This window comes from Pantoea dispersa (assembly GCF_014155765.1).
Taxonomy (GTDB): Bacteria; Pseudomonadota; Gammaproteobacteria; order Enterobacterales; family Enterobacteriaceae; genus Pantoea; species Pantoea dispersa.
On sequence record NZ_SCKT01000006.1, the window covers coordinates 163,493 to 182,591 of the forward strand.

Genomic DNA, 19,099 nt, shown 5'->3' on the forward strand with positions numbered 1-19,099 from the left:
ATGACCGACTCAACCATTACCGTCGAACGTAACGGTAAGCTTCATCCGCACGCGCAGGACGCGCAGCAGCTCACGGCGATGCTGCCTTCGGTCTGTCCGCAGAACCACGCCGCTAATCTGCTGCCGTTACCAAACGGCGACCTGCTGTGCGTGTGGTTTGGCGGCACGCAGGAAGGCATCGCGGATATTTCGGTGTGGTGCTCGCGGCTGGCGCAGGGCAGCGCGCAGTGGAGCGATCCTCAACAGTTATCCGACGATCCGGCGCGATCGGAACAGAATCCGGTGCTGTTTCTCGATCCGGATAACGTGCTGTGGCTGTTGTGGACCGCGCAAAAGTCCGGCAATCAGGACACGGCAATTGTGCGCTATCGCCAGTCACACGATTTGGGTCACAGCTGGAGTGCCATCGATACGCTGCTCGATCAGCCGGGCACGTTTATCCGCCAGCCGCTGGTGGTGCTGCCGAATGGCAACTGGCTGCTGCCGGTGTTCTATTGTCGCACCCAGCCGGGAGTGAAATGGGTGGGCAACGATGACATCAGTGCGGTAAAAATCTCCAGCGACAAAGGACAGAGCTGGCGCGATGTGGCGGTGCCGGACAGCCTCGGCTGCGTGCACATGAACATTACGCTGCTGCAGGATGGCAGCCTGCTGGCGCTGTATCGCAGCCGCTGGGCTGATTATATCTACCAGAGTTGTTCGGACGACGGCGGTGAAAGCTGGAGCACGCCGCAGGCGACCGATCTGCCAAATAATAACTCATCGATTCAGGTGACTACGCTGCACAACGGCCATCTGGCGCTGGTGTTTAACGCCATGAGCGCGCGTGATGCCAGCGAGCGTCGCCTGTCACTGTACGACGAAATCGAAGACGAAGATGAAGATGACGCGGCGGTGGCCGTGGCGGCGCAGCCGGTGGTTCAGGGCGCACGTACCGCCTTCTGGGGGGCTCCGCGCGCACCGATGACGCTGGCTATTTCTGCCGATGGCGGAGTGAGCTGGCCTTGGCAGCGTAATCTGGATGAGGGGGACGGCTACTGCATGACCAACAATTCACAGCAGAAACTGAACCGTGAGTTCTCCTATCCCAGCATTAAGCAGAGCGCGGACGGCGCACTGCACATTGCCTACACCTATTTTCGCCAGGCCATCAAGTACGTGCGCGTGGAGGAGAACTGGGTGAGGGACAAAGCATGAGCCGCCATGCGCTGGTGACCGGTGTCAGTTCCGGCATTGGTGCGGCGATTGCCGATGAGCTACTGACGCAGGGCTGGCAGGTCACCGGTTTTAGCCGTACGCCGGTGGAGAAAGATCATCCGGCGTTTACCTCCGTCAGCGTCGACCTGTTTGACGCCGGTCAGCTGAAACGGGCTTTGGCCGGGCTGGCGAAGGTGGATGCGCTGGTGCACGCGGCAGGCATGATGCTGGCCGCGCCGCTGGGTGAGCTGGAGGAAGAGCAGGGGGCGCGGCTGTGGTATCTGCACGTGCAGGTGGCGCAAATCATGGCCAACACCTTGCTGCCGCAGATGGGCCACGGCGATCGTATTCTGCTGCTCGGCAGCCGCACGTCACGCGGCGCGGCGAATCGCAGCCAGTATGTCAGCACCAAGGCGGCGATGGTGGGCATGGCGCGCAGCTGGGCCGCCGAACTGGCTCCGCAGGGCATTACGGTCAATGTGATTGCTCCCGGTGCCACCGCCACGCCGATGCTGCTGCAGCCGGACCGCGCCAGCTCGCCGCCGAAACTGCCGCCTATCGGACGCTATATCCATCCCGAAGAGGTGGCCGCGCTGGCTGGTTTTGTGCTATCGCCGGCTGCCGCTGCCATTACCGGACAGGAGCTGGTAATTTGCGGCGGCGCGTCGCTGTACTAGTGCCTGCATGGAACCAGGCACATTTACGACTGATACAATAATGCGTATGATTCTCATTCCTTTTTATGCTTCCTGCTCGCGCAGGTAACCCATCGGTCCTTACCGGAGACAGCAATGACTTCATCATTACGCCCGCGCGCCACCGCGCTGGCTCTGGCGCTGCTGGCAGCCATGAGCCTGAGCGCCTGTCAGGCGCCGGCTAAAAAATCAGTAGCGCCTGCCGCCGCGGCTAAGCCAGCGGCAGCGGAGAAGGTACAGCAGCGTGAACTGGGCGACGGCCTGTATGAAATGGCCTATGTGCCGGGCGATCCGGCTGCGCTGTATGTGGCCAGCGCGCAGGCATTTAAAACCGTCAACGGTGGCGTGCTGTATCGTCTGGATGCCCGCACGCTGGCGACGCTGGGCGAAACCCACACCGATCTGAAAAACTTTGGCATGACGGCTTCACCGGACGGCAGCGTACTGTACATTACCAACACGCTGGACGGCGGCGTGACCAAAGTAGACGCCAGAAGCGGTAAAGTGCTGCAGCGTCTGCTGTTTGGCCTGAAAAACGACAAAGGCAATCCGGTTGGCGCGCGTGAAATCCTGCTGCATGACGGCCTGCTGTACATCGGTGCGATTGAGAATCCGGCGATGATTTGGGTGGTTGATGCGAATACGCTGCGGCTGAAAACCACCATCAAAAACGCCGGCAAGTGGGTGACCGGGTTGCTCTATTCGGCGTCAACCGACCGTATTTACGCGGCGAACGGCAGTGGCGAAGTGCTGGTGATCAATCCGCGCAGTCACAAAATTGAGCAGCGCTGGACGCCAGGCGATGGCAAAGAGTATCTGCTGTTAAATCTGGCGGAAGATGCCGCCAATGGCCGCCTGTACGTCACTGACAATTCTAAGGGCAAAACCACGCTGGTATTTGATGAGCGCAGCGGTAAGGTGATCAAGCGCCTGGATGTCGGCGATTCGCTTGGCATCAAATTCAATGCGAAGCGCAACGAGATTTACATCAGCCAGCGACTCGGCGGCAAAGTGCTGCAGCTGGACGCGACGACCTACGCAGTGAAAAATAGCTGGGCGCTGCCGACCCACCCTAACAGCCTGCTGGTGTCGCCAGATGGTCAGACGCTGTATGTGACGGTGAAGCAGGGGCTCAATAAAGAGCGCTCGCCGCAAGGGCCGGATAGCGTGGTGCGGATTACGCTGGATTAACCGCGCTGGATTTAATCGCGGCGCGAGGGATCGCGCCGCGGATAACCCGTGCTTAGCCACGGGTTACGTCATCCATTACGCCACGCCGTTCACCAGCAGTACGCGGTAGTTGGCGCCTTTCAGGCGATGCGCTTTGGCTTCCTGGTAGGCCGGGCTGAAGTACCAGGCTTTGGCGGCCTCGGCATCTTCAAACTGCAGCACCACCACGCCTTCAGCATCGCGCCCTTCCAGTACCTCCAGATCGCCGTAAAACGCCAGTGGCGTGATGTGGTGATCGCCACGCGCCGCGCCGGCTTTCTGCGAATAGGTGGCCAGCTCATCTTTATCCAGCGTTTCGTCTTTAATCATAACGACATATGCGGCCATTATTGTTCGCCTCGCGCCTGACGCTTGTCTTCAGTATTGGTATCAAAATCGCTCGCATCGTGCCGTTCCAGCAGCTGATCCTGCGGCTCGGCGCCAAATGCCCGGTTCACTTTACGCCCGCGGATCACCGCCGGACGGTCGGCAATCTCTTTTGCCCAGCGCACCACATTTTTGTACGACTGCACATCGAGGAATTCGCCGCCGCCGTACTGGTTATTCAGCACCAGATTGCCGTACCACGGCCAGGTTGCGATATCGGCAATGGTATATTCGTCGCCGGCGAGGAAACGGTGGTTCGCCAGCTGGCGATCCAGCACATCAAGCTGACGTTTGGCTTCCAGCGTGAAGCGGTTAATGGCGTATTCAATTTTCTCTGGGGCGTAGTGATAGAAGTGGCCGAAACCGCCGCCAAGGTAGGGCGCGGATCCCTGCAGCCAGAACAGCCAGTTCAGGGTTTCCGTGCGGCCCGCTACGTCGGAGGGAATAAAGTGGCCGAATTTATCTGCCAGATAGAGCAGGATATTGCCGGATTCAAACACGCGCTGTGGCGGCGTGATCGAGTGGTCGCGCAGCGCCGGAATTTTTGAGTTGGGGTTAACCTCAACGAAGCCGCTGGAGAACTGATCGCCATCGCCGATGCGGATCAGCCAGGCGTCATACTCCGCTTCCTGCACGCCGAGCGCCAGCAGCTCTTCCAGCAGGATGGTCACTTTCTGGCCGTTTGGCGTCCCCAGCGAATAGAGCTGCAGCGGATGCTTACCGACCGGCAGCGTTTGCTCATGCGTCGGCCCGGCGGTTGGACGGTTAGTCTTCGCCCCGTTACCTTTGGCTTCCGGGTCCCAGGTCCAGACTTTCGCGGGCTGATACTGATTTTCCGACATAATGCGTTCGCCTTGTTGTGAGAAGATTTTTGCTGCTACTGAGTGTAGCAGCACGCTATCACGCCGATTTAACCGCGCTGGCGATAAAAGACAAAGTCGAATCAGGCAAAATTCTCTTGCGTAAACAGCATAAAGTCGACTTTGCCGGGCTGATAGGTCTCTGGTTGCTCACCCTCTTCCAGATGTCGCAGCAGCAGCGTCAGCGCCAGCTGTGCGTGACGCAGGGTGTTTTGATCGAGCGTCAGCGTCAGCACGCGTTTGGCCAGCAGCTCACGGGTGGTTTGGTAAAGTTCGTGCGTCACATACACCACCTTGCCGCACAGCCGGTGGCGCGCCAGCGCTTCGTGAATCTGCGTGTTACCCATGCCGGTATTGTACAAGCCGACAATCTGCTGCGATGCGGCCAGCGTTTTCTCCAGCAGCCGGCTGATGCGCTCGCGCTCGTCCTGGCCTGCGATGATCTCCCGCAGCCGCAGATGCGGGAAGCGCTCCGCCAGCACCGCCTGAAACCCTTCGATGCGCAGACGGTGCGCGGCGTAATCGGCGCGACCGCTAACCAGCACCACGTCACCCGCCACGGGCAGCATGCTGCCGAGCATCAGCGCGGCGGTGCGTCCCGCCTTCAGCTGGTCAATACCGACATGGCACAGGCGCGGCGCATCAGGCAGATCGGCCACCAGCGTGATGACCGGTACGCCACGCGCTTTACAGGCCTCAAGCGCCGCGTAAATCAGCGGATTTTCATGGGCGAAAACAATCAGCCCGTCCATCTTTTTGCTGCTGGCTTCGATATGCGCCGCCAGCTTTTCGGGCGCATGCTCCGGAATCAGCGTGCGGTGCAGCCGCAGGCGACGATAGCCGAGCTCATCAGCCAGCCGGGCAAAATCCTGCGCCAGCTGTTGAAAGAAGAAGGAACCGTTACCGCTCAGTAGCACTTCGATCTGCCACGCGTGGCGGTGTTCCTCCGGCAGGATGCGTTTCAAACCCGCTTCGCGCGCCGCCAGTAAAATCTTTTTCGTCATCGCGGGCGACACGCCGCCCCGGTCGTTCAGCACCCGATCCACCGTGGCGACGCCCACACCCACCCGCTTAGCCAGTTCGGCCAGCGTCATAGTTTTCATCTGAGTGAATTCCATCAAAAACCGCGTTCAGACAGCCTGCCAGAAAGCGATATTTTGACAAGACCGACGATGCCGAAGTGTGAGCAACAGGAGCGTTATCATGCGCAGTGCGCAACGTTTTGCCTTGATTGGCTGTGGATTTATTGGCCAGGTGCATGCCGCAAACCTGGCGCGCCATCCCGGCGTTGAGCTGGCGCTGGTGTGCGATATCGACGCCGCGCGCGCCGCTGCGCTGGCAGAGCAGTTTGGGGCGCGGGCCGCCAGCGTGCCGCAGGCGCTGAGCAGTGAGGCCATTGATGCGGTGCTGATTGCCAGTGCGACGCCGACCCACGCTCCGCTACTGGAGCAGGCGGTGTTGGCGGGCAAAGCGGTGTACTGTGAAAAACCGATCGATTTGTCGCTGTCGCGCGCCCGGGAAGTAGTAGCCAGCATCTCCCCGCTGCAGGTGCCGGTGACGGTAGGGTTTAATCGGCGTTTTGATCGCAGCCATGCACAACTGAAAGCCCAGCTGCAGCAGGGCGTGATTGGGCGTAGCGAGCTCATCCAGATGGTGTGCCGCGCCTCTGAACTGCCGCCGCTGAGCTATCTGCAGGCGTCCGGCGGACAGATGCGCGACCAGGCCATCCACTTTTTCGATCTGCTGCGCTGGCTAACTGAGGATGAAGTGGTCACCGTGGGCGCGCTCGGTGCCGCGCTGGCGATGCCGGCGATCCGCGACATTGACGTCGATACCTCGGTGCTGATTATGCGCCTGCAGCAGGGCGCGCTGGCGCAGCTCGATAATGCCCGTCGTACCGCTTACGGTTATGACGAGCGCATCAGCGTGATGGGCAGTCTGGGCATGCTGGCATCGGAAAGCCAGGCGGTGCGCGGAGCAACGCTGTATCAGGGGCAGCACATCCGCCAGCCGGGGCTGTATGCGGACTGGTTCAGCCGGGTACAGGAGACCTATTACCGCCATCTCGATGCGTTTGTGCGCCATCTTGGCGGCGAGAACGTGGCCGGTCTGCCGGGGCTGATTGACGGGCTGCGCGCGCAGGCCATCGCGGAAGCGGCGCAGCTGTCGCTGACGCGCGGCGAGTTTGTGGAGGTGGAGTGGGTGACGGTGTGATGGGGAATGGGCGATGGCGTTCGCCCCCACCCCAACCCTCTCCCGCAGGCGGGAGAGGGGGCTGATTGTGCATCCATCTCTATTTAGTGGGAGAGGGGGCTGATTGTGCGCCCCCTTATCGCTGGCGGGAAAGGGGGTGATTGTGCATGCAACTTACAGATTCAGCAGCTCGCGCTCAATCAGCTCGCGGGTTTCCACCGCCTGATACTTCATCTTCTCCGGATAGCCAAACAGCGCGGCGGAGATAATCGACTCGCCGCCCACTTTATAGTGGCGGTTAGCGAAATCCATCTCGCGCAGCGCCTCGAACAGCGCGTCGAAATTCACCTCACCTTCGCCAACGGCTACGTGCTGGTGGATAGTGGCATCGACGCCCGGCGGGTTAACGATGTAGCGACAGTGTTTGGTGTGGTTCATGGTATCGGCAATCAGCATGTGCGACAGATCGTCACCAGCATAATGCAGCATACTCTTCACGTCGCCTTTGCCCTTGTCATAGTAGAACGTATGCGGTGCGCTGTAGATGTATTTGACGTTGTCGCTGCGGAACGACTTGACGATATCGGCCGTTTCATTGCTCTCTTCGCAGAAATCCCACGGATGCGCCTGTATTTCCACGCGAATCCCCTCTCGCTCGAAAATCGGTAGCAGCTCGTCCATTGAGCGATAGAACATCTCTTCGCAGATTTCGGGCTCGTTCGGGTTACCGGAGAGCTCTGTATTGATCACCTGCACGCCCATCTCCACGGCAATCTCAATCATTCGCTTCCAGTTTTTCACCGCCGCCTGCCGGCGCAGCTCATCCGGTCCCGACCAGCGATAGACGGTGATAAACGAGGAGATTTCCAGTCCGGTAGCGTTGAGCGCATTTTTGTACTCGCGCATGATCTCCCGGCTGGCTTTCGGGTGTTTATAGAACGGATTGATTTGCGGATGCGGCGACTGTTCAATGTATTTATAACCCCACTCCGCGACCTGATGCACCATACGCGTGATGCCGAGATCGCGGATAACATCCACATCAAAAGCGATTTTCATTGTTGTTCTCCTGCGCGTTACGTTACCCACCACCGCAATCGGCGGCTGGTGTCGCGTCAACTATAAAAACAGCCCGGCACCGGCTCTAATGCTTTGCTGATGCATTTCCATCAGTGCCGGCGACACGCTGCGGCGAACGTTTGCCAAATAATTATTCTATTTGCGTGAGAAATGAAACGAATGAGGGTGTTTGTGCGACAGCGATCAAAAGAATGAGAGGATTTACTCATTAATTAAGAGATAACGACCGGCTTATATGGCGTGAAAGCATAACGTCAGGCATTATTTTTGATAGTTTATTATCATTAAAGGGCTTAACGATGAGCAAAATTACCATGAGCGCGATTGCCGCCGCTGCCGGGGTGGGAATCGCCACCGTGGATCGGGTGCTCAATCGCCGCGCGCCGGTGCGGGCGCAGACCGAACAGAAAGTACTGGCAGCGGCGCACCGGCTGGGCTACCGCAGCAGCCACGCCCCGCTCAGCACGCAGAGCGACGGCGTGACGCTGCGCATGGGGTTTATCCTGCTGTCGGCTTCGTACTCTTTTTATCAAACGCTAACCGATGCGCTGCGCCAGCAGACGCAGCCATTTCATCCGGCCGGCAGCGAGCCGCTGTTTGTCTGGCACGAGATTGATGAGGTGGCAGCGGTGGTGGATTCGCTCTACCGGCTGGCTGAGCAGGTGGAGGCTATCGGCGTGGTGGCGCTGGATCATCCGCTTATCCGCCACGCGATAGCGCACGTTTCGCGTCAGGGCGTGCGCGTCTACGCGCTGTTTTCTGACTTCTCGCCCTGTGGGCATGCTGGCTATTTCGGCCTGGATAATCAGAAAGCCGGGCGCAGCGCGGGCTGGATCGCCAGCCATCTGCTGCATCAGCTGGGTCCGGCGGGCGTGCTGCTGGGGGATCACCGCTTTATCTGTCAGGAGAACTGCGAGAGTGGTTTTCGCTCGTATCTGCGCGAGCAGGACAGTGCACGCCGCGTGCTGGAACCGCTCAAAACCCACGAATCGATTGCCGGTGGTTATCAGGCGACCCGCCAGCTGCTGGAGCAGCATGCCGATCTGGCGCTGATCTACGCGCCGTGCGGCGGCATTGAAGGGGTCGTTCAGGCGCTGCGTGAGCAGCCGCAGCGTAAGGTGGCGCTGATTTGTCACGGCCCGGTCAATGATGGCGACCTGGCGCTGATAGATGGCACCATCACGGTGATGCTGCGCCACCAGATCGATGACATGGCACGACAGCTGGCGCAAACCGTGCTGCAACGCCACGCTGAGCGCAGCGACCATTTTTCTCAGGTCACCCTGCCGTTTGAGATCGTCATGCGGGAAAATGTCTGAGGCGTAGCGCCGTCACCCTTTGTTATCGCTCACCGGGCAACAGCCGCGCCCGCGCGCATGACGACAGCATTTGATAAAAAAATATCAAAAATTTGATAATTAAATTTATGATCTCTATCAAAGAATGAAAGTTCCATGATTGAGGTTGGTGAAATATCTATTTGATACTGACGCCAGCCCTCATCATAAGGAACCATCATGACCCTACACATTGCCAATGCGCCCTGCAGCTGGGGCGTAGACGATCCTGACAATCCTTTCCTGCCGCCATGGCAAACGGTGCTGCGTGAGGCGGCCCAGGCCGGTTACCGCAGCATTGAACTCGGGCCGTGGCGCTATCTGCCGACCGATGCCGCCGAACTGCGCCAGCAGCTGGAAGCGCATCAGCTGTCGCTGGTGGCCGGCACCATTTTTGATGATTTGGTCAGCGAGGCGAATTTCCCGGCGATGGTTGAGCTGACGCACAACATCTGCCGCAACCTGTCGCAGGTGCCGTGCGCGGCACGCACGCACGGTGATAACCGACCCGCGCCCTATCTGGTGATTATCGATTTCGGCAACCCGCAGCGGGCGCAATTTGCCGGCCAGACAGAGAAAGCGCCGCGCCTGGCACCCGCAGACTGGCAGCGCATGATGCAGCACATCACTCAGCTCAGTCACATCGCCTGGCACGACTACGGCGTGCGACCGGTGATTCATCCTCATGCCGGTGGCTGCATTGAGTTTGCCGATGAACTGGAGCAGCTGGTGCAGGACATCCCGCACGAGGTCGCCGGACTGTGTCTCGATACCGGCCATCTTTTTTATTCCGGCATGGATCCGCAGACCTGGCTGCAACGCTACTGGTCGCGCATCGACTATCTGCATTTCAAAGACATTAATGCGGCCGTCTGGCGCGATGTGATTGCGCGCGGCGTCGACTTTTTCACTGCCTGTGCCGAGGGCGTGATGTGCCCGCTTGGCCAGGGCGCGATTGATTACCCGGCGCTGCGGGCGTTTCTCGCTGAACGTCACTATCAGGGCTGGATCACCATCGAGCAGGAGCGCGATCCGCGCAATGCCGCCACCAGTCTGCAGGACGTCACGGCCAGCCTGCACTACCTGCATTCCATCGGATTCTGAGGAGAACAGCATGATTAACGGGAGCAAAGTACTGGATCGCGCGCTGCGCTGGGGCATGGTGGGCGGCGGCGGCACCAGCCAGATCGGTTACATCCACCGTTCCGCTGCTTTACGCGACGGCAACTTCACCTTAGTGGCGGGTGCGTTTGATATTGATGCGGAGCGCGGACAAGCGTTTGGTCGCGCGCTGGGCGTGGCGGCCGAGCGCTGCTATAGCGATTACGAAACCCTGTTTAAAGCGGAAGCCGCGCGTGCTGATGGCATTGAAGCCGTCTCCATCGCCACGCCGAACAATACGCACTTTGTTATCTGCCGCGCTGCGCTCAGCGCCGGGCTGCACGTGGTGTGTGAAAAACCGCTGTGTTTCACCTCCGCTGAAGCTGAGGAACTGCAGCAACTGTGTAAAGCGCAGCAGAAGATCATCGGCGTGACCTACGGTTATGCCGGTCATCAGCTGATTCAGCAGGCGCGCACCATGATTGCTGACGGGCTGCTGGGTGAGATCCGCATTGTGAACATGCAGTTTGCTCACGGCTTTCATCACGAAGCGGTCGAATTACAGAATGCCAGCACCAAATGGCGCGTCGATCCGCGTTTTGTCGGCCCGAGCTATGTGCTGGGCGATCTGGCCACCCATCCGCTGTTTATCGCTGAAACCCTGTTGCCGCAGTTGCAAATAAAACGTCTGCTGTGCAGCCGCCAGAGCTTTGTGGCCTCGCGTGCGCCGCTGGAAGATAACGCCTTCGTGATGATGGAATACGACAACGGTGCGGTCGGTACGCTGTGGGCGTCAGCGGTGAACTGCGGATCGATGCACGGCCAGAAAATTCGCGTGGTGGGGGCCCGAGCCAGTCTGGAGTGGTGGGACGAACAGCCAAACCAGCTGCGCTATGAAGTGCAGGGCGAGCCGGTGCAGATTCTTGAGCGCGGCATGGGTTATCTGCACGCCAGCGCGCTGGCCGATGACCGTATTGGTGGCGGCCATCCCGAAGGATTATTTGAAGCCTGGTCGAATCTCTATCGCCGTTTTGCGCTGGCGATGGACGCCACCGACCGCGGCGATCACGCCTTCCTGCAGGACTTCTGGTATCCGGACGTGCACGCCGGGCTGATGGGGGTACGCTGGGTGGAACAGTGTGTCAAATCGGCGGATGCCGGTGCGGTGTGGGTTGAGTGCTAATTAGCTGACGAAATTTAACCGGAGTGCGAAGCAGCGGGGCGGCATCCGTGCTTTATTGGGAGCCGCTGCGCATGCCTTCTGCAGTTGCTGCGGCGATCTGGTCAATGGCGCGCTGTGCCTGTTCGCACTGATGCAAAATAGTGAAGGCATGATGGTAAAGCATTTTCCCCGCTTCGGTAGGCGTTACGCCGCGTTTAGTGCGGATCAGTAACTGCTGATTCACTTCTCCCTCCAGCGTGGCAAGCTGCTGGCTTAGCGCCGGTTGCGCAATATGCAAACTTTCAGCGGCCTGCGTCAGGCTGCCCGCGTCGACGATTTTGATGAAATATTTAAGGCGACGAAGGTTCACGATTACTCCCTCTGGCGACACGATTCGGTGTATCAAAAACGTCCGGCACGATGAGATGCAGCAGACGCTGAGTTAAGGACAAAAGCCACGACGGCAGGCAGGTATTACGATTAACAGTTTTTTAACATCGACACGCGCAACGCGGCGTGACCGGTGGCGCAATTCGCTGGAAAGGTTTGGGCGCAATCGCAAAAGTGTGCGACGCGTCGCGCAAATGAGGGACTGGAAAGAGAGAAATAGCAGCGATACAGCTGCGAATTTTTAGCGCTAAGAACGGCAATGTAGCGAATCAATATGCCGGCGCAGAAAAGCAAAAACCCAGCCATAAGGCTGGGTTTTCTGAATAGTGGTGCCCGGACGCGGAATCGAACCACGGACACGGGGATTTTCAATCCCTGAGTCAAAGTTAATAGTTTGTAAACAGGCGTATTTGCATACTGTAAAGAGTGTGCAAAATGAAAATACTTCCCGTTATCTCTCCCAAAGGTGGAGAAGGCAAATCCACGTTTGCTGCTTACCTTGCCGGTTTTCTTGCCGATGCCGGCCTGAACACCCTTCTTGTGGATGCAGACTATTCCCAGCCCACAGCCAGCAGTATCTTCGCGCTGGAGCATGAATCCCCTTTCGGTCTCTATGAACTGCTGATGCAGATGGTCAGTGACCATACGCAATGCATTTCGCAGACCGCCATAAAAAATCTCGATGTCATCTACTCTAACGACCCGGACGAACTGTTGCCGACCGCGATGCTCCACGCTGCAGACGGCCGTCTGCGCCTGCGTAACATACTTCAGCATCCTTTCTTTAACCGTTATGACGTCATTATTGTGGATTCGAAAGGCGCAACAGGCGTCATGACCGAGCTTTCCCTCCTTTCCTCTACCGGTAATGTGATGGGCGTTGTTAAACCCATCCTTCCGGATGTCCGTGAATTTATCCGCGGCTCCCTTCATATGCTTACCCGCCTGAAAACCTATGAAAATTACGGTATCCGCCTTCCTGATATTTCCATTCTCGTCAACTGTATCGAAAACACTCTGCTTGACCGTGAAGCAATGGACGGTCTTGCCGCCATCATTAACGAAAAACATTACGACGCCTCTGCGCTGGGCAACCGTGACGTTTATCGTTTACTCGATACCCGTATCGAGGCGCTGGATATTTTCAAACTGGGGCACGTCAAGCAGCAGCCCGTGCATCGTCTGGAATACAAAACACGCCGCAAAGGTCCGGCCGCAGCCGTCACCATGCACGACCTCGCGTCTGAACTGTTCCCCGAGTGGCAGAGCCATTTCAGTGACGTTCTGACCCGGGAGGTGCGTCATGTCTGAGATGATGATGCCCTGCTCTTATGAGGCTGAGCAGGCCGTACTGGGCGGACTGATGCTTGATAACGACCGGTGGGATGAGGTGATACTGCAAATCTCCCCGGAAGATTTGTTTTCCCGGCCGCACCGTATGGTCTTTCGCGTGATGGCCGAGCTGGCCGGAGAAGGGCTACCGCTCGATCTCATCACTATTACGGAACGGCTGGAGAACAGAGGCGACCTTGAACAGTGTGGCGGCTTTGCTTATCTGGCTGAAATGAGTAAAAACACGCCGTCTGCAGCCAATATCCTGGCATACGCCGGGGTGGTGGCGGAGAAAAGCCGCCTGCGGCAGCTGATGACTGTGGGTAACAGTCTTCTTTCCGATGTGCAGGCCCCGAAAGCCAGCTCGGCGGGCATTCTTGAGTCGGCCGAAGGTAAGTTGTTTAACATTGCCGAACAGGGAGCCATGCAGCTCAACAGTGAGACCGGTGTTAACGAGGCGCTGGATAAACTGCTAACGCAGCTGGAAAGCATGTCCGCCAGTGACGGCCTCACCGGGACACCGACAGGGTTCAGTGAACTGGACGCGATGACCTGTGGTCTCCAGCCCGGCGATCTGGCCCTGCTGGCCGCCCGTCCTTCCATGGGGAAAACGTCGCTGGCCATGGCCGCCTGCACAGCGGCCGTGAGCGCAAAACCTGACGATCACGTCTTTGTGTTCAGTCTTGAAATGCCCTCAGAGCAGCTGATGATGCGCCTGCTGGCGATGGAAGGCCGGGTGGAACTGTCCCGGCTTCGCAGCGGCAACATGGATGATGAAGACTGGGCTCGCGTGTCCGAGGCAACCGGTCGCATTATTGAGTGGAAAAACCGTCTGATCATTGATGATACCAGTTACCAGACCCCGGCCACACTGCGCGCCCGCGCCCGTCGCTATGTCCGCAAATACGGCAGACCCTCTCTCATCATGCTGGACTATCTGCAGCTTGTCCGCTCCCCCGAGCAGGAAAACCGCACGCAGGAAATAGCGGAAATTTCCCGCTCGCTTAAGGCGCTCGGTAAAGAGCTGGGCTGTCCGGTACTGGCGCTTTCCCAGCTCAACCGCCTGGTGGAGCAGCGGGCCGATAAACGCCCCAATAATGGTGACCTGCGTGACTCCGGTGCGCTGGAGCAGGATGCGGACCTCATCATGTTTATTTACCGGGATGAGGTTTATAACCCCGGCACCCCTGATGCCGGGGTGGCTGAGATCATTGTCGGCAAGCAGCGACAGGGGCCAACCGGCACGGTAAAAGTCAAATTTGACGGGCGTTACACCCTCTTTTCGGAGTTTCAGGAAGGCAGCTATTACTTCGGTTACCGCAGCGGGAGGAAACAGGCATGAGCCGTAAAAGTTCTAATGTGGGGGCTGCCATGCTGCAGCCCGGACGCCAGTCGCAGGCGGCCGGCAATATCAGCTTCATGCCGGCGGCTGAAATGCCCATGGTCCTGACGCTCGACCAGTTAAGCCCGAATCCTGATAATCCGCGAACATCACGCAATCCGCGTTATGACGATATCAAGGCTTCCATCCGTTCGCGCGGGCTGGACACCGTGCCCAAAGTCACCCGTGACCCGGATGGTGAGCCCGATATGTACATCTTCAGCGACGGGGGTAATACACGTTATCAGATCCTGTCAGAACTGTGGCAGGAAACCGGAGAAGACCGGTTTTTCCGCGTCCATGTGTTGTTCAAGCCGTGGCCGGGACGGCTGCAGTGTGTTATTGGCCATCTGGCAGAGAATGAAGTGCGCGGGGAGCTGAGTTTTATTGAAAAAGCGCAGGGGATCCACAAAGCCCGCTCTATATATGAAGAGCAGATGGGAAAGACGGTTTCGTTGCGTCAGTTGTCAGAGCTACTGACCCGTGAAGGTTTGCCAGTCCATTACTCAACAGTCAGCCGTATGGAAGATGCGCTGAAATATCTTTATCCGTGGATCCCAGACCTGCTTGAGTCCGGGCTTGGCAGGCCACAAATAACGTCACTGCTGGCGCTCCGGCATGATGCGGAACGCGTGTGGGATGAGTTTTGCCTGATTTCAGACACAGGCGACAAATCCTTCAGCGACGTTTTTGGCCAGTGTTGTGGCCGTTTCAACTCCCCGGAACTGTGGTCTCGGGAGATGTTTCGCGATGAATTTATTGGTGATTTACTGCAGGCGCTACCCCATCCGGAACTGGACTATGACCGCTGGATGATGGAACTCGATCCTAAAGAACGCAACCGCAGACATCACTTTGGCGAGCCGGAGACGGTTGCCTTTCCCGCCGCAAACAAGCCTGTTAATGCTGATCACGCCCTGCATACCACAGGCTCAGATGAGAGTGAAGGCGTCCCGCTACCTGTCTCCAGTTCACGTCCTGAGGTCTCAGGAGGGGCTGTAACGCCCGTTCCGGGTAATGCGTCTTCTCCTTCTGAAACACCGATTAATGAGCCCCCTCGGCATGAGGTTCAGCCAGATATGTACGGTGCCGCGCCGGTTATTTCAGGTGAGAGCGGGGATGTTAGCGGGCTGGTTACCCTCTCCGATGGGTACGGAGAAGAGAATGGTGGAGAAGAGGACAATGGGGAGGATGGCCTGCTTTCTCTTTTAACACCAGAACCTGAAGTTGTCCTGCAGGATGACGCGCCGGTGAGTAATGACAGCATCTGGCATGTGCCGGCCCATCAGGACGATATCGAACACCTGCAGAATACCGCTTTTCGTCTGGCATGGGAGCTGGGTGAGGTCCTTGGCTGCGAAGATGAAATTCTTCCTCAACGCGACAAGGACATGTCTGCCGGTTACGTCGGGGCAGGTGAGGTGTGTTCTGAAGCCGCCGCATTTCTGCTGGGCCTGACCGGCGAAGCGCCTGTGCTGCATCCGGCGGCAGGGGTGTGTAGTCTGCCGGAGCTTTTCACCGGCGGCCCGGGTGAGGGGGAAGCACCTGCCCTGACAGATGAAGATGCTCTGAAACTGCTCCGCCTGATGCGCGTTATGCGCCGTCTCCGGGAGCTGCAACGCGGTCTGAAGTACGGGGAGGATAACAGTGATGAATAACTCACAGCGACAGTTGCGACTGCTGAATCTTGTCAGGAAACTGCTGAAGCTGGGCCGCAGCAACAGTAATGCCCATGAGGCAGGACTGGCCCTGCAGCGTGCCCAGAAGCTGATGGCCAGATACGGTATCAGCGAGCTTGATGCCGGCCTTACATCCGTGCGCGAAGCGTCTTCCCGCACGGCCCCTTCGGATGCTGAAAAAGTTCCGGAATGGATGGTGACCCTTGTCCGGGGCGTCTGTTATGCCTTTGGCTGCCAGGCTTATTACTCATGGCGTCAGACCTCTGCCGGGTATCGCCGTTCGGTAACCTTTTACGGATTCAGTGAAAAATCTGAGATAGCAGCCTATGCCTTTGATGTGCTGACGCGCCAGCTGAAAGATGCCACAAATTCTTATCTCAAAACCCAGAGTAAGCGGCTGAAACTGGCCACACGCCGGGCGAGAGCGGAGCAGTTCCGTGACGGCTGGGTATGTGGGGTGCGTGAGGTGATATCGGCAACTGACATCAGCAGCGAGGAGCAGCAGGTGATGAGTCACTGGCTGGAAAGCCGCAGTATGAAAACAGTCACAACCCGTGAACTGAAAGCCTGCCGCGGGGCGGATACAGCACGTTATCAGGGGTATGAAGCCGGACAAAATGCCCGTCTTCATCAGGGTGTCAGCGGCCGGGGTCCGGCAGCCATTGGTTACCGTCAGGATTAAGGGGGAATGATGAACAGTTTATCTCAGGCTGCAAACGGATTATTGATGCAGCTGGTTATGGATCTCAGAAGTGGCTATCTCCGCCGCTGCGAATCGCTGGGACTGAACCGCGAGGAAATGCAGATGCTGCAGGGGCTCTCGCTCGAAGAGCTTCACTACCTTTCCGGCAGTGAGGTGTCGATCATCAGTGTGGGCATCAATCACGGCAATCTGGTGCGCATGCTACAGCAGGCCCGGACGGAACAGAAACGACTCCAGCGTATCGATCGGGCGCTGGCGCTGGGCGGCTCCATTGAACTGATGGCCAATTACTTCGGGCTCTCCAGTACGGACGTGGCGGCCCGCCGTCGCATTGCCGGTATCGATGTCCGGCCGGGGCGCGGTAACGCACTGGGTGATGAGGAAAACGCCGCCCTGTGGCGTCAGTGGCAAAAGTCCGGCGTTGAAGACGCGGAAAGTGCTGACGGGCTGGACGTAATGATGCTGGCTGCAGAACAGATGAACGTCTCGCTGACGTCGGTCTGGCATGCCGTCCGCGGCTGGCACAAGACCCGGCAGCCTTCTCCGGCCCGAACGCCGGTAAGGAAGACGGCATGAAATACAGAATGGTTGCGCCGGGCCTGCGGGCTCCCCATGGTACGCCGCCGCAATGCTGTCAAAAGGCGTTACGTCAGGTTCGCCGTTTCCGGCAGGGGGCGCGTAATTACACCCGGCTCGATGAGAAAGGCTGCGGTTACTACAAAATCGATCTCGGCCCGTTCTGGCGTCTGCTGAGTCGCAACGAAGGCCGGACATGGCTTCTTCTCAGCCACGAACGCTATAACAGCGCCATACGGAAATAGCAGCATGACAGCCTGTTTACCCTGCACCCGTACGCGGGTGCAGTACTAAGCATACTGACAGTTCAGAACGGCCGTGATGGCGGCCGAAAAGGAAAAATAATGAGTCTGCCTGCAGAAAGCCTGATTGCTTATACGCTGGATAAAATGAATGCCCGCCTTGCGGCCAGTCCCCGGCGGGATGATGGCAGGATACGTAACGGCCTGCTGTTTACTGGAAATGTGCATGATTCCATTCCCCGCCGGCTGTTGCTCGACACGCGGTTGTCACCACTGGACAAGATGGGCTGGATGATTATCCGGCTGTATGCACAAAATAATGAGGGGGCGGTTTTCCCCAGCTATGACGAACTGCAGCTGCAGCTTGCCTCACCCGGAAAGGGGAAAGCCTCAAGGGAAACGGTAAGCCGCGTCCTGCTTATGCTGCGAATAACCGGCTGGCTCAGCCTCTGTAAACGCGTGCGGGATGATAAAGGGCGGGTGCGGGGGAATATCTATGCTCAGCACGATGAGCCCCTGACGTTCAGCGATGCGGAAATGCTCGACCCCCGCTTCCTTGATACGGTGGCGGATGCCTGCCTGAGTAAAAACCGGACTATCAGCCAGACCGCCCGCGAAGTGCTCGACGATATAAAAAACGACCCCACCATGCGCCATTATCGCAGCCATCTTGCGCTGATCGAATCGCGTCTGGACCGCCCACAGACGCCCAGCCAGATGGCGAAACATCATCACCGAATACCCTGTCCCGCACCGGGTTCGGAAACCGAACTCAGTCATAAACGTCCAGGAATCGCCGCTAAAAAACAGGGTTCGGATACCGAACTCAGTCCAGAAAGGCATAACAACTCACTAAGTTCGGAATCCGTACTGCCAGTAAAAACAGGCAGTTATGGCCGGGTTCGGAAACCGAACCATTACGTACGTAGTATCACACACAGTGTGAATAAAAATACGTACGTACCGGGTAAACCTGTGCTTCCCGACAGTCTGCATGAACTTGTTCCGGCAGAAGATATTGCCATGCTGACCGCACAGCTGCAGGCGTTGCCTGAGGAGCAGGCACAACTTGTGCTGCTCAGCCTGCAAAAGGTGATGGCACGCCAGCAGCTCAGCAACCCGGTAGGCTGGTTGCTGGCCGTGATGAAGAAGGCGCGTGAGGGCAGGTTATACGCGCCCCGTCAGGGTGGCGATATATCTGACAGTATCGGGCAAAAAACAGTTCAGCGTCCCGAACAGCAACAATGGAAACCCGAACCACGCGCCTCTGCCCGCCCGGTATCGGAGGAATATATCAGGGATCTGGTGAAGAAAATTCGGGAAAAAATCATAAATTCATGAGATTGCAGATTTTTACAGGCAGCGGCGCATGAAGTCTTGCACTTTTGTCAGCAAAAATGCTGGCTAAAAAGTGAGCGCTGTTGCCAGTGGCAACACTGACTAAGAAGTAAGCACTGTTGCCAGTGGCAACAGTGGTTAAAAGCCAGGCAATATTTCTTCGCCATAAAAGAGATGAAGGTCCTGCAAATTTGTAATGGTGACGATCTGGTTTTAAGTTGTTCATATACCCCTCTC

Annotated in this window: 20 protein-coding genes and 1 pseudogene; 14 read left to right on the forward strand and 7 right to left on the reverse strand. The window is 57.9% G+C overall.

What is annotated here, in order from left to right; translation table 11 throughout:
• The 3 genes from H7K56_RS17135 (at nt 1) to H7K56_RS17145 (ending at nt 3,083) form a co-directional block, all read left to right on the forward strand.
• Nucleotides 1-1,197 (forward strand): sialidase family protein, encoded by a 1,197-nt coding sequence (locus H7K56_RS17135; RefSeq protein ID WP_150360472.1) that lies wholly within the window; start codon nt 1-3, stop codon nt 1,195-1,197.
• Complete coding sequence (locus H7K56_RS17140) at nt 1,194-1,874, forward strand: SDR family NAD(P)-dependent oxidoreductase (protein WP_150360471.1); 681 nt, start codon at nt 1,194-1,196, stop codon at nt 1,872-1,874. Before H7K56_RS17135 ends, H7K56_RS17140 begins: the two co-directional genes overlap by 4 nt.
• Before the next feature lie 114 nt (nt 1,875-1,988).
• On the forward strand, nt 1,989-3,083 hold the full coding sequence (locus H7K56_RS17145; protein WP_150360470.1) for a YncE family protein: 1,095 nt from the start codon (nt 1,989-1,991) through the stop codon (nt 3,081-3,083).
• A 75-nt stretch (nt 3,084-3,158) separates the two neighbouring features.
• On the opposite strand, the gene H7K56_RS17150 is transcribed toward H7K56_RS17145, so the two are convergent.
• From H7K56_RS17150 to H7K56_RS17160, 3 genes are all read right to left on the reverse strand, one after another.
• The gene (locus tag H7K56_RS17150) at nt 3,159-3,449 is read right to left on the reverse strand and encodes a DUF1330 domain-containing protein (protein ID WP_021507781.1); all 291 of its coding nucleotides are present in this window, start codon (nt 3,447-3,449) and stop codon (nt 3,159-3,161) included.
• Nucleotides 3,449-4,330, reverse strand: a complete 882-nt coding sequence (yghU, locus tag H7K56_RS17155; protein ID WP_150360469.1) for a glutathione-dependent disulfide-bond oxidoreductase — start codon at nt 4,328-4,330, stop codon at nt 3,449-3,451. Before yghU ends, H7K56_RS17150 begins: the two co-directional genes overlap by 1 nt.
• 101 nt (nt 4,331-4,431) lie before the next feature.
• Nucleotides 4,432-5,451 carry a LacI family DNA-binding transcriptional regulator gene (locus H7K56_RS17160; RefSeq protein ID WP_021507779.1) on the reverse strand — a complete coding sequence of 340 codons (1,020 nt, stop codon included), beginning with the start codon at nt 5,449-5,451 and terminating at the stop codon, nt 4,432-4,434.
• A 100-nt stretch (nt 5,452-5,551) separates the two neighbouring features.
• Between H7K56_RS17160 and H7K56_RS17165 the strand changes: the two genes are divergently transcribed.
• Nucleotides 5,552-6,562, forward strand: coding sequence for a Gfo/Idh/MocA family oxidoreductase (locus tag H7K56_RS17165; RefSeq protein WP_150360468.1), 1,011 nt, complete (start codon nt 5,552-5,554; stop codon nt 6,560-6,562).
• A gap of 153 nt (nt 6,563-6,715) precedes the next feature.
• Here the strand turns inward: H7K56_RS17165 and H7K56_RS17170 are convergent, their stop codons facing one another.
• Nucleotides 6,716-7,600 carry a sugar phosphate isomerase/epimerase family protein gene (locus tag H7K56_RS17170; RefSeq protein ID WP_021507777.1) on the reverse strand — a complete coding sequence of 295 codons (885 nt, stop codon included), beginning with the start codon at nt 7,598-7,600 and terminating at the stop codon, nt 6,716-6,718.
• Between the two features lie 320 nt (nt 7,601-7,920).
• On the opposite strand from H7K56_RS17170, the gene H7K56_RS17175 reads away from it, so the two are divergent.
• On the forward strand, nt 7,921-8,940 hold the full coding sequence (locus tag H7K56_RS17175; RefSeq protein WP_150360467.1) for a LacI family DNA-binding transcriptional regulator: 1,020 nt from the start codon (nt 7,921-7,923) through the stop codon (nt 8,938-8,940).
• Between the two features lie 29 nt (nt 8,941-8,969).
• On the opposite strand, the gene H7K56_RS17180 is transcribed toward H7K56_RS17175, so the two are convergent.
• Complete coding sequence (locus tag H7K56_RS17180; RefSeq protein ID WP_170264746.1) at nt 8,970-9,140, reverse strand: hypothetical protein; 171 nt, start codon at nt 9,138-9,140, stop codon at nt 8,970-8,972.
• On the opposite strand from H7K56_RS17180, the gene H7K56_RS17185 reads away from it, so the two are divergent.
• Both H7K56_RS17185 and H7K56_RS17190 read left to right on the forward strand, forming a co-directional pair.
• Entirely contained in the window at nt 9,139-10,062 is a 924-nt protein-coding gene (locus tag H7K56_RS17185; protein ID WP_021507774.1) for a TIM barrel protein, read from the forward strand. The two genes, H7K56_RS17180 and H7K56_RS17185, sit on opposite strands and share 2 nt — an antisense overlap.
• A gap of 10 nt (nt 10,063-10,072) precedes the next feature.
• Nucleotides 10,073-11,242: a Gfo/Idh/MocA family protein gene (locus H7K56_RS17190; protein WP_104093944.1), complete on the forward strand. Its 1,170-nt coding sequence runs from the start codon at nt 10,073-10,075 to the stop codon at nt 11,240-11,242.
• Nucleotides 11,243-11,336: 94 nt separating this feature from the next.
• Here H7K56_RS17190 and H7K56_RS17195 read toward each other — a convergent pair.
• Nucleotides 11,337-11,591, reverse strand: a pseudogene (locus H7K56_RS17195) (LysR family transcriptional regulator); the annotation flags it as partial.
• A 455-nt stretch (nt 11,592-12,046) separates the two neighbouring features.
• Between H7K56_RS17195 and H7K56_RS17200 the strand changes: the two are divergent.
• The 7 genes from H7K56_RS17200 to H7K56_RS17230 all read left to right on the forward strand — a co-directional run bounded on the left by H7K56_RS17200 (nt 12,047) and on the right by H7K56_RS17230 (nt 18,865).
• Nucleotides 12,047-12,922 (forward strand): ParA family protein, encoded by an 876-nt coding sequence (locus H7K56_RS17200; protein WP_016807981.1) that lies wholly within the window; start codon nt 12,047-12,049, stop codon nt 12,920-12,922.
• The gene (gene dnaB-PI, locus H7K56_RS17205) at nt 12,915-14,285 is read left to right on the forward strand and encodes an SPI-7-type island replicative DNA helicase (protein ID WP_050148959.1); all 1,371 of its coding nucleotides are present in this window, start codon (nt 12,915-12,917) and stop codon (nt 14,283-14,285) included. Before H7K56_RS17200 ends, dnaB-PI begins: the two co-directional genes overlap by 8 nt.
• Nucleotides 14,282-15,982, forward strand: a complete 1,701-nt coding sequence (locus tag H7K56_RS17210) for a ParB family protein (protein WP_150360466.1) — start codon at nt 14,282-14,284, stop codon at nt 15,980-15,982. Before dnaB-PI ends, H7K56_RS17210 begins: the two co-directional genes overlap by 4 nt.
• Nucleotides 15,975-16,685 (forward strand): DUF2786 domain-containing protein, encoded by a 711-nt coding sequence (locus H7K56_RS17215; RefSeq protein WP_150360465.1) that lies wholly within the window; start codon nt 15,975-15,977, stop codon nt 16,683-16,685. The genes H7K56_RS17210 and H7K56_RS17215 overlap by 8 nt, the downstream gene beginning before the upstream one ends.
• A gap of 6 nt (nt 16,686-16,691) precedes the next feature.
• Nucleotides 16,692-17,282, forward strand: coding sequence for a DUF2857 domain-containing protein (locus H7K56_RS17220; RefSeq protein ID WP_006777722.1), 591 nt, complete (start codon nt 16,692-16,694; stop codon nt 17,280-17,282).
• Nucleotides 17,279-17,527, forward strand: coding sequence for a ParE family toxin-like protein (locus H7K56_RS17225; RefSeq protein ID WP_004115572.1), 249 nt, complete (start codon nt 17,279-17,281; stop codon nt 17,525-17,527). Before H7K56_RS17220 ends, H7K56_RS17225 begins: the two co-directional genes overlap by 4 nt.
• 99 nt (nt 17,528-17,626) lie before the next feature.
• Complete coding sequence (locus H7K56_RS17230; RefSeq protein ID WP_150360464.1) at nt 17,627-18,865, forward strand: STY4528 family pathogenicity island replication protein; 1,239 nt, start codon at nt 17,627-17,629, stop codon at nt 18,863-18,865.
• Here H7K56_RS17230 and H7K56_RS17235 read toward each other — a convergent pair.
• On the reverse strand, nt 18,852-19,088 hold the full coding sequence (locus H7K56_RS17235) for a hypothetical protein (RefSeq protein ID WP_050148964.1): 237 nt from the start codon (nt 19,086-19,088) through the stop codon (nt 18,852-18,854). The two genes, H7K56_RS17230 and H7K56_RS17235, sit on opposite strands and share 14 nt — an antisense overlap.
• Nucleotides 19,089-19,099 lie beyond the last annotated feature (11 nt).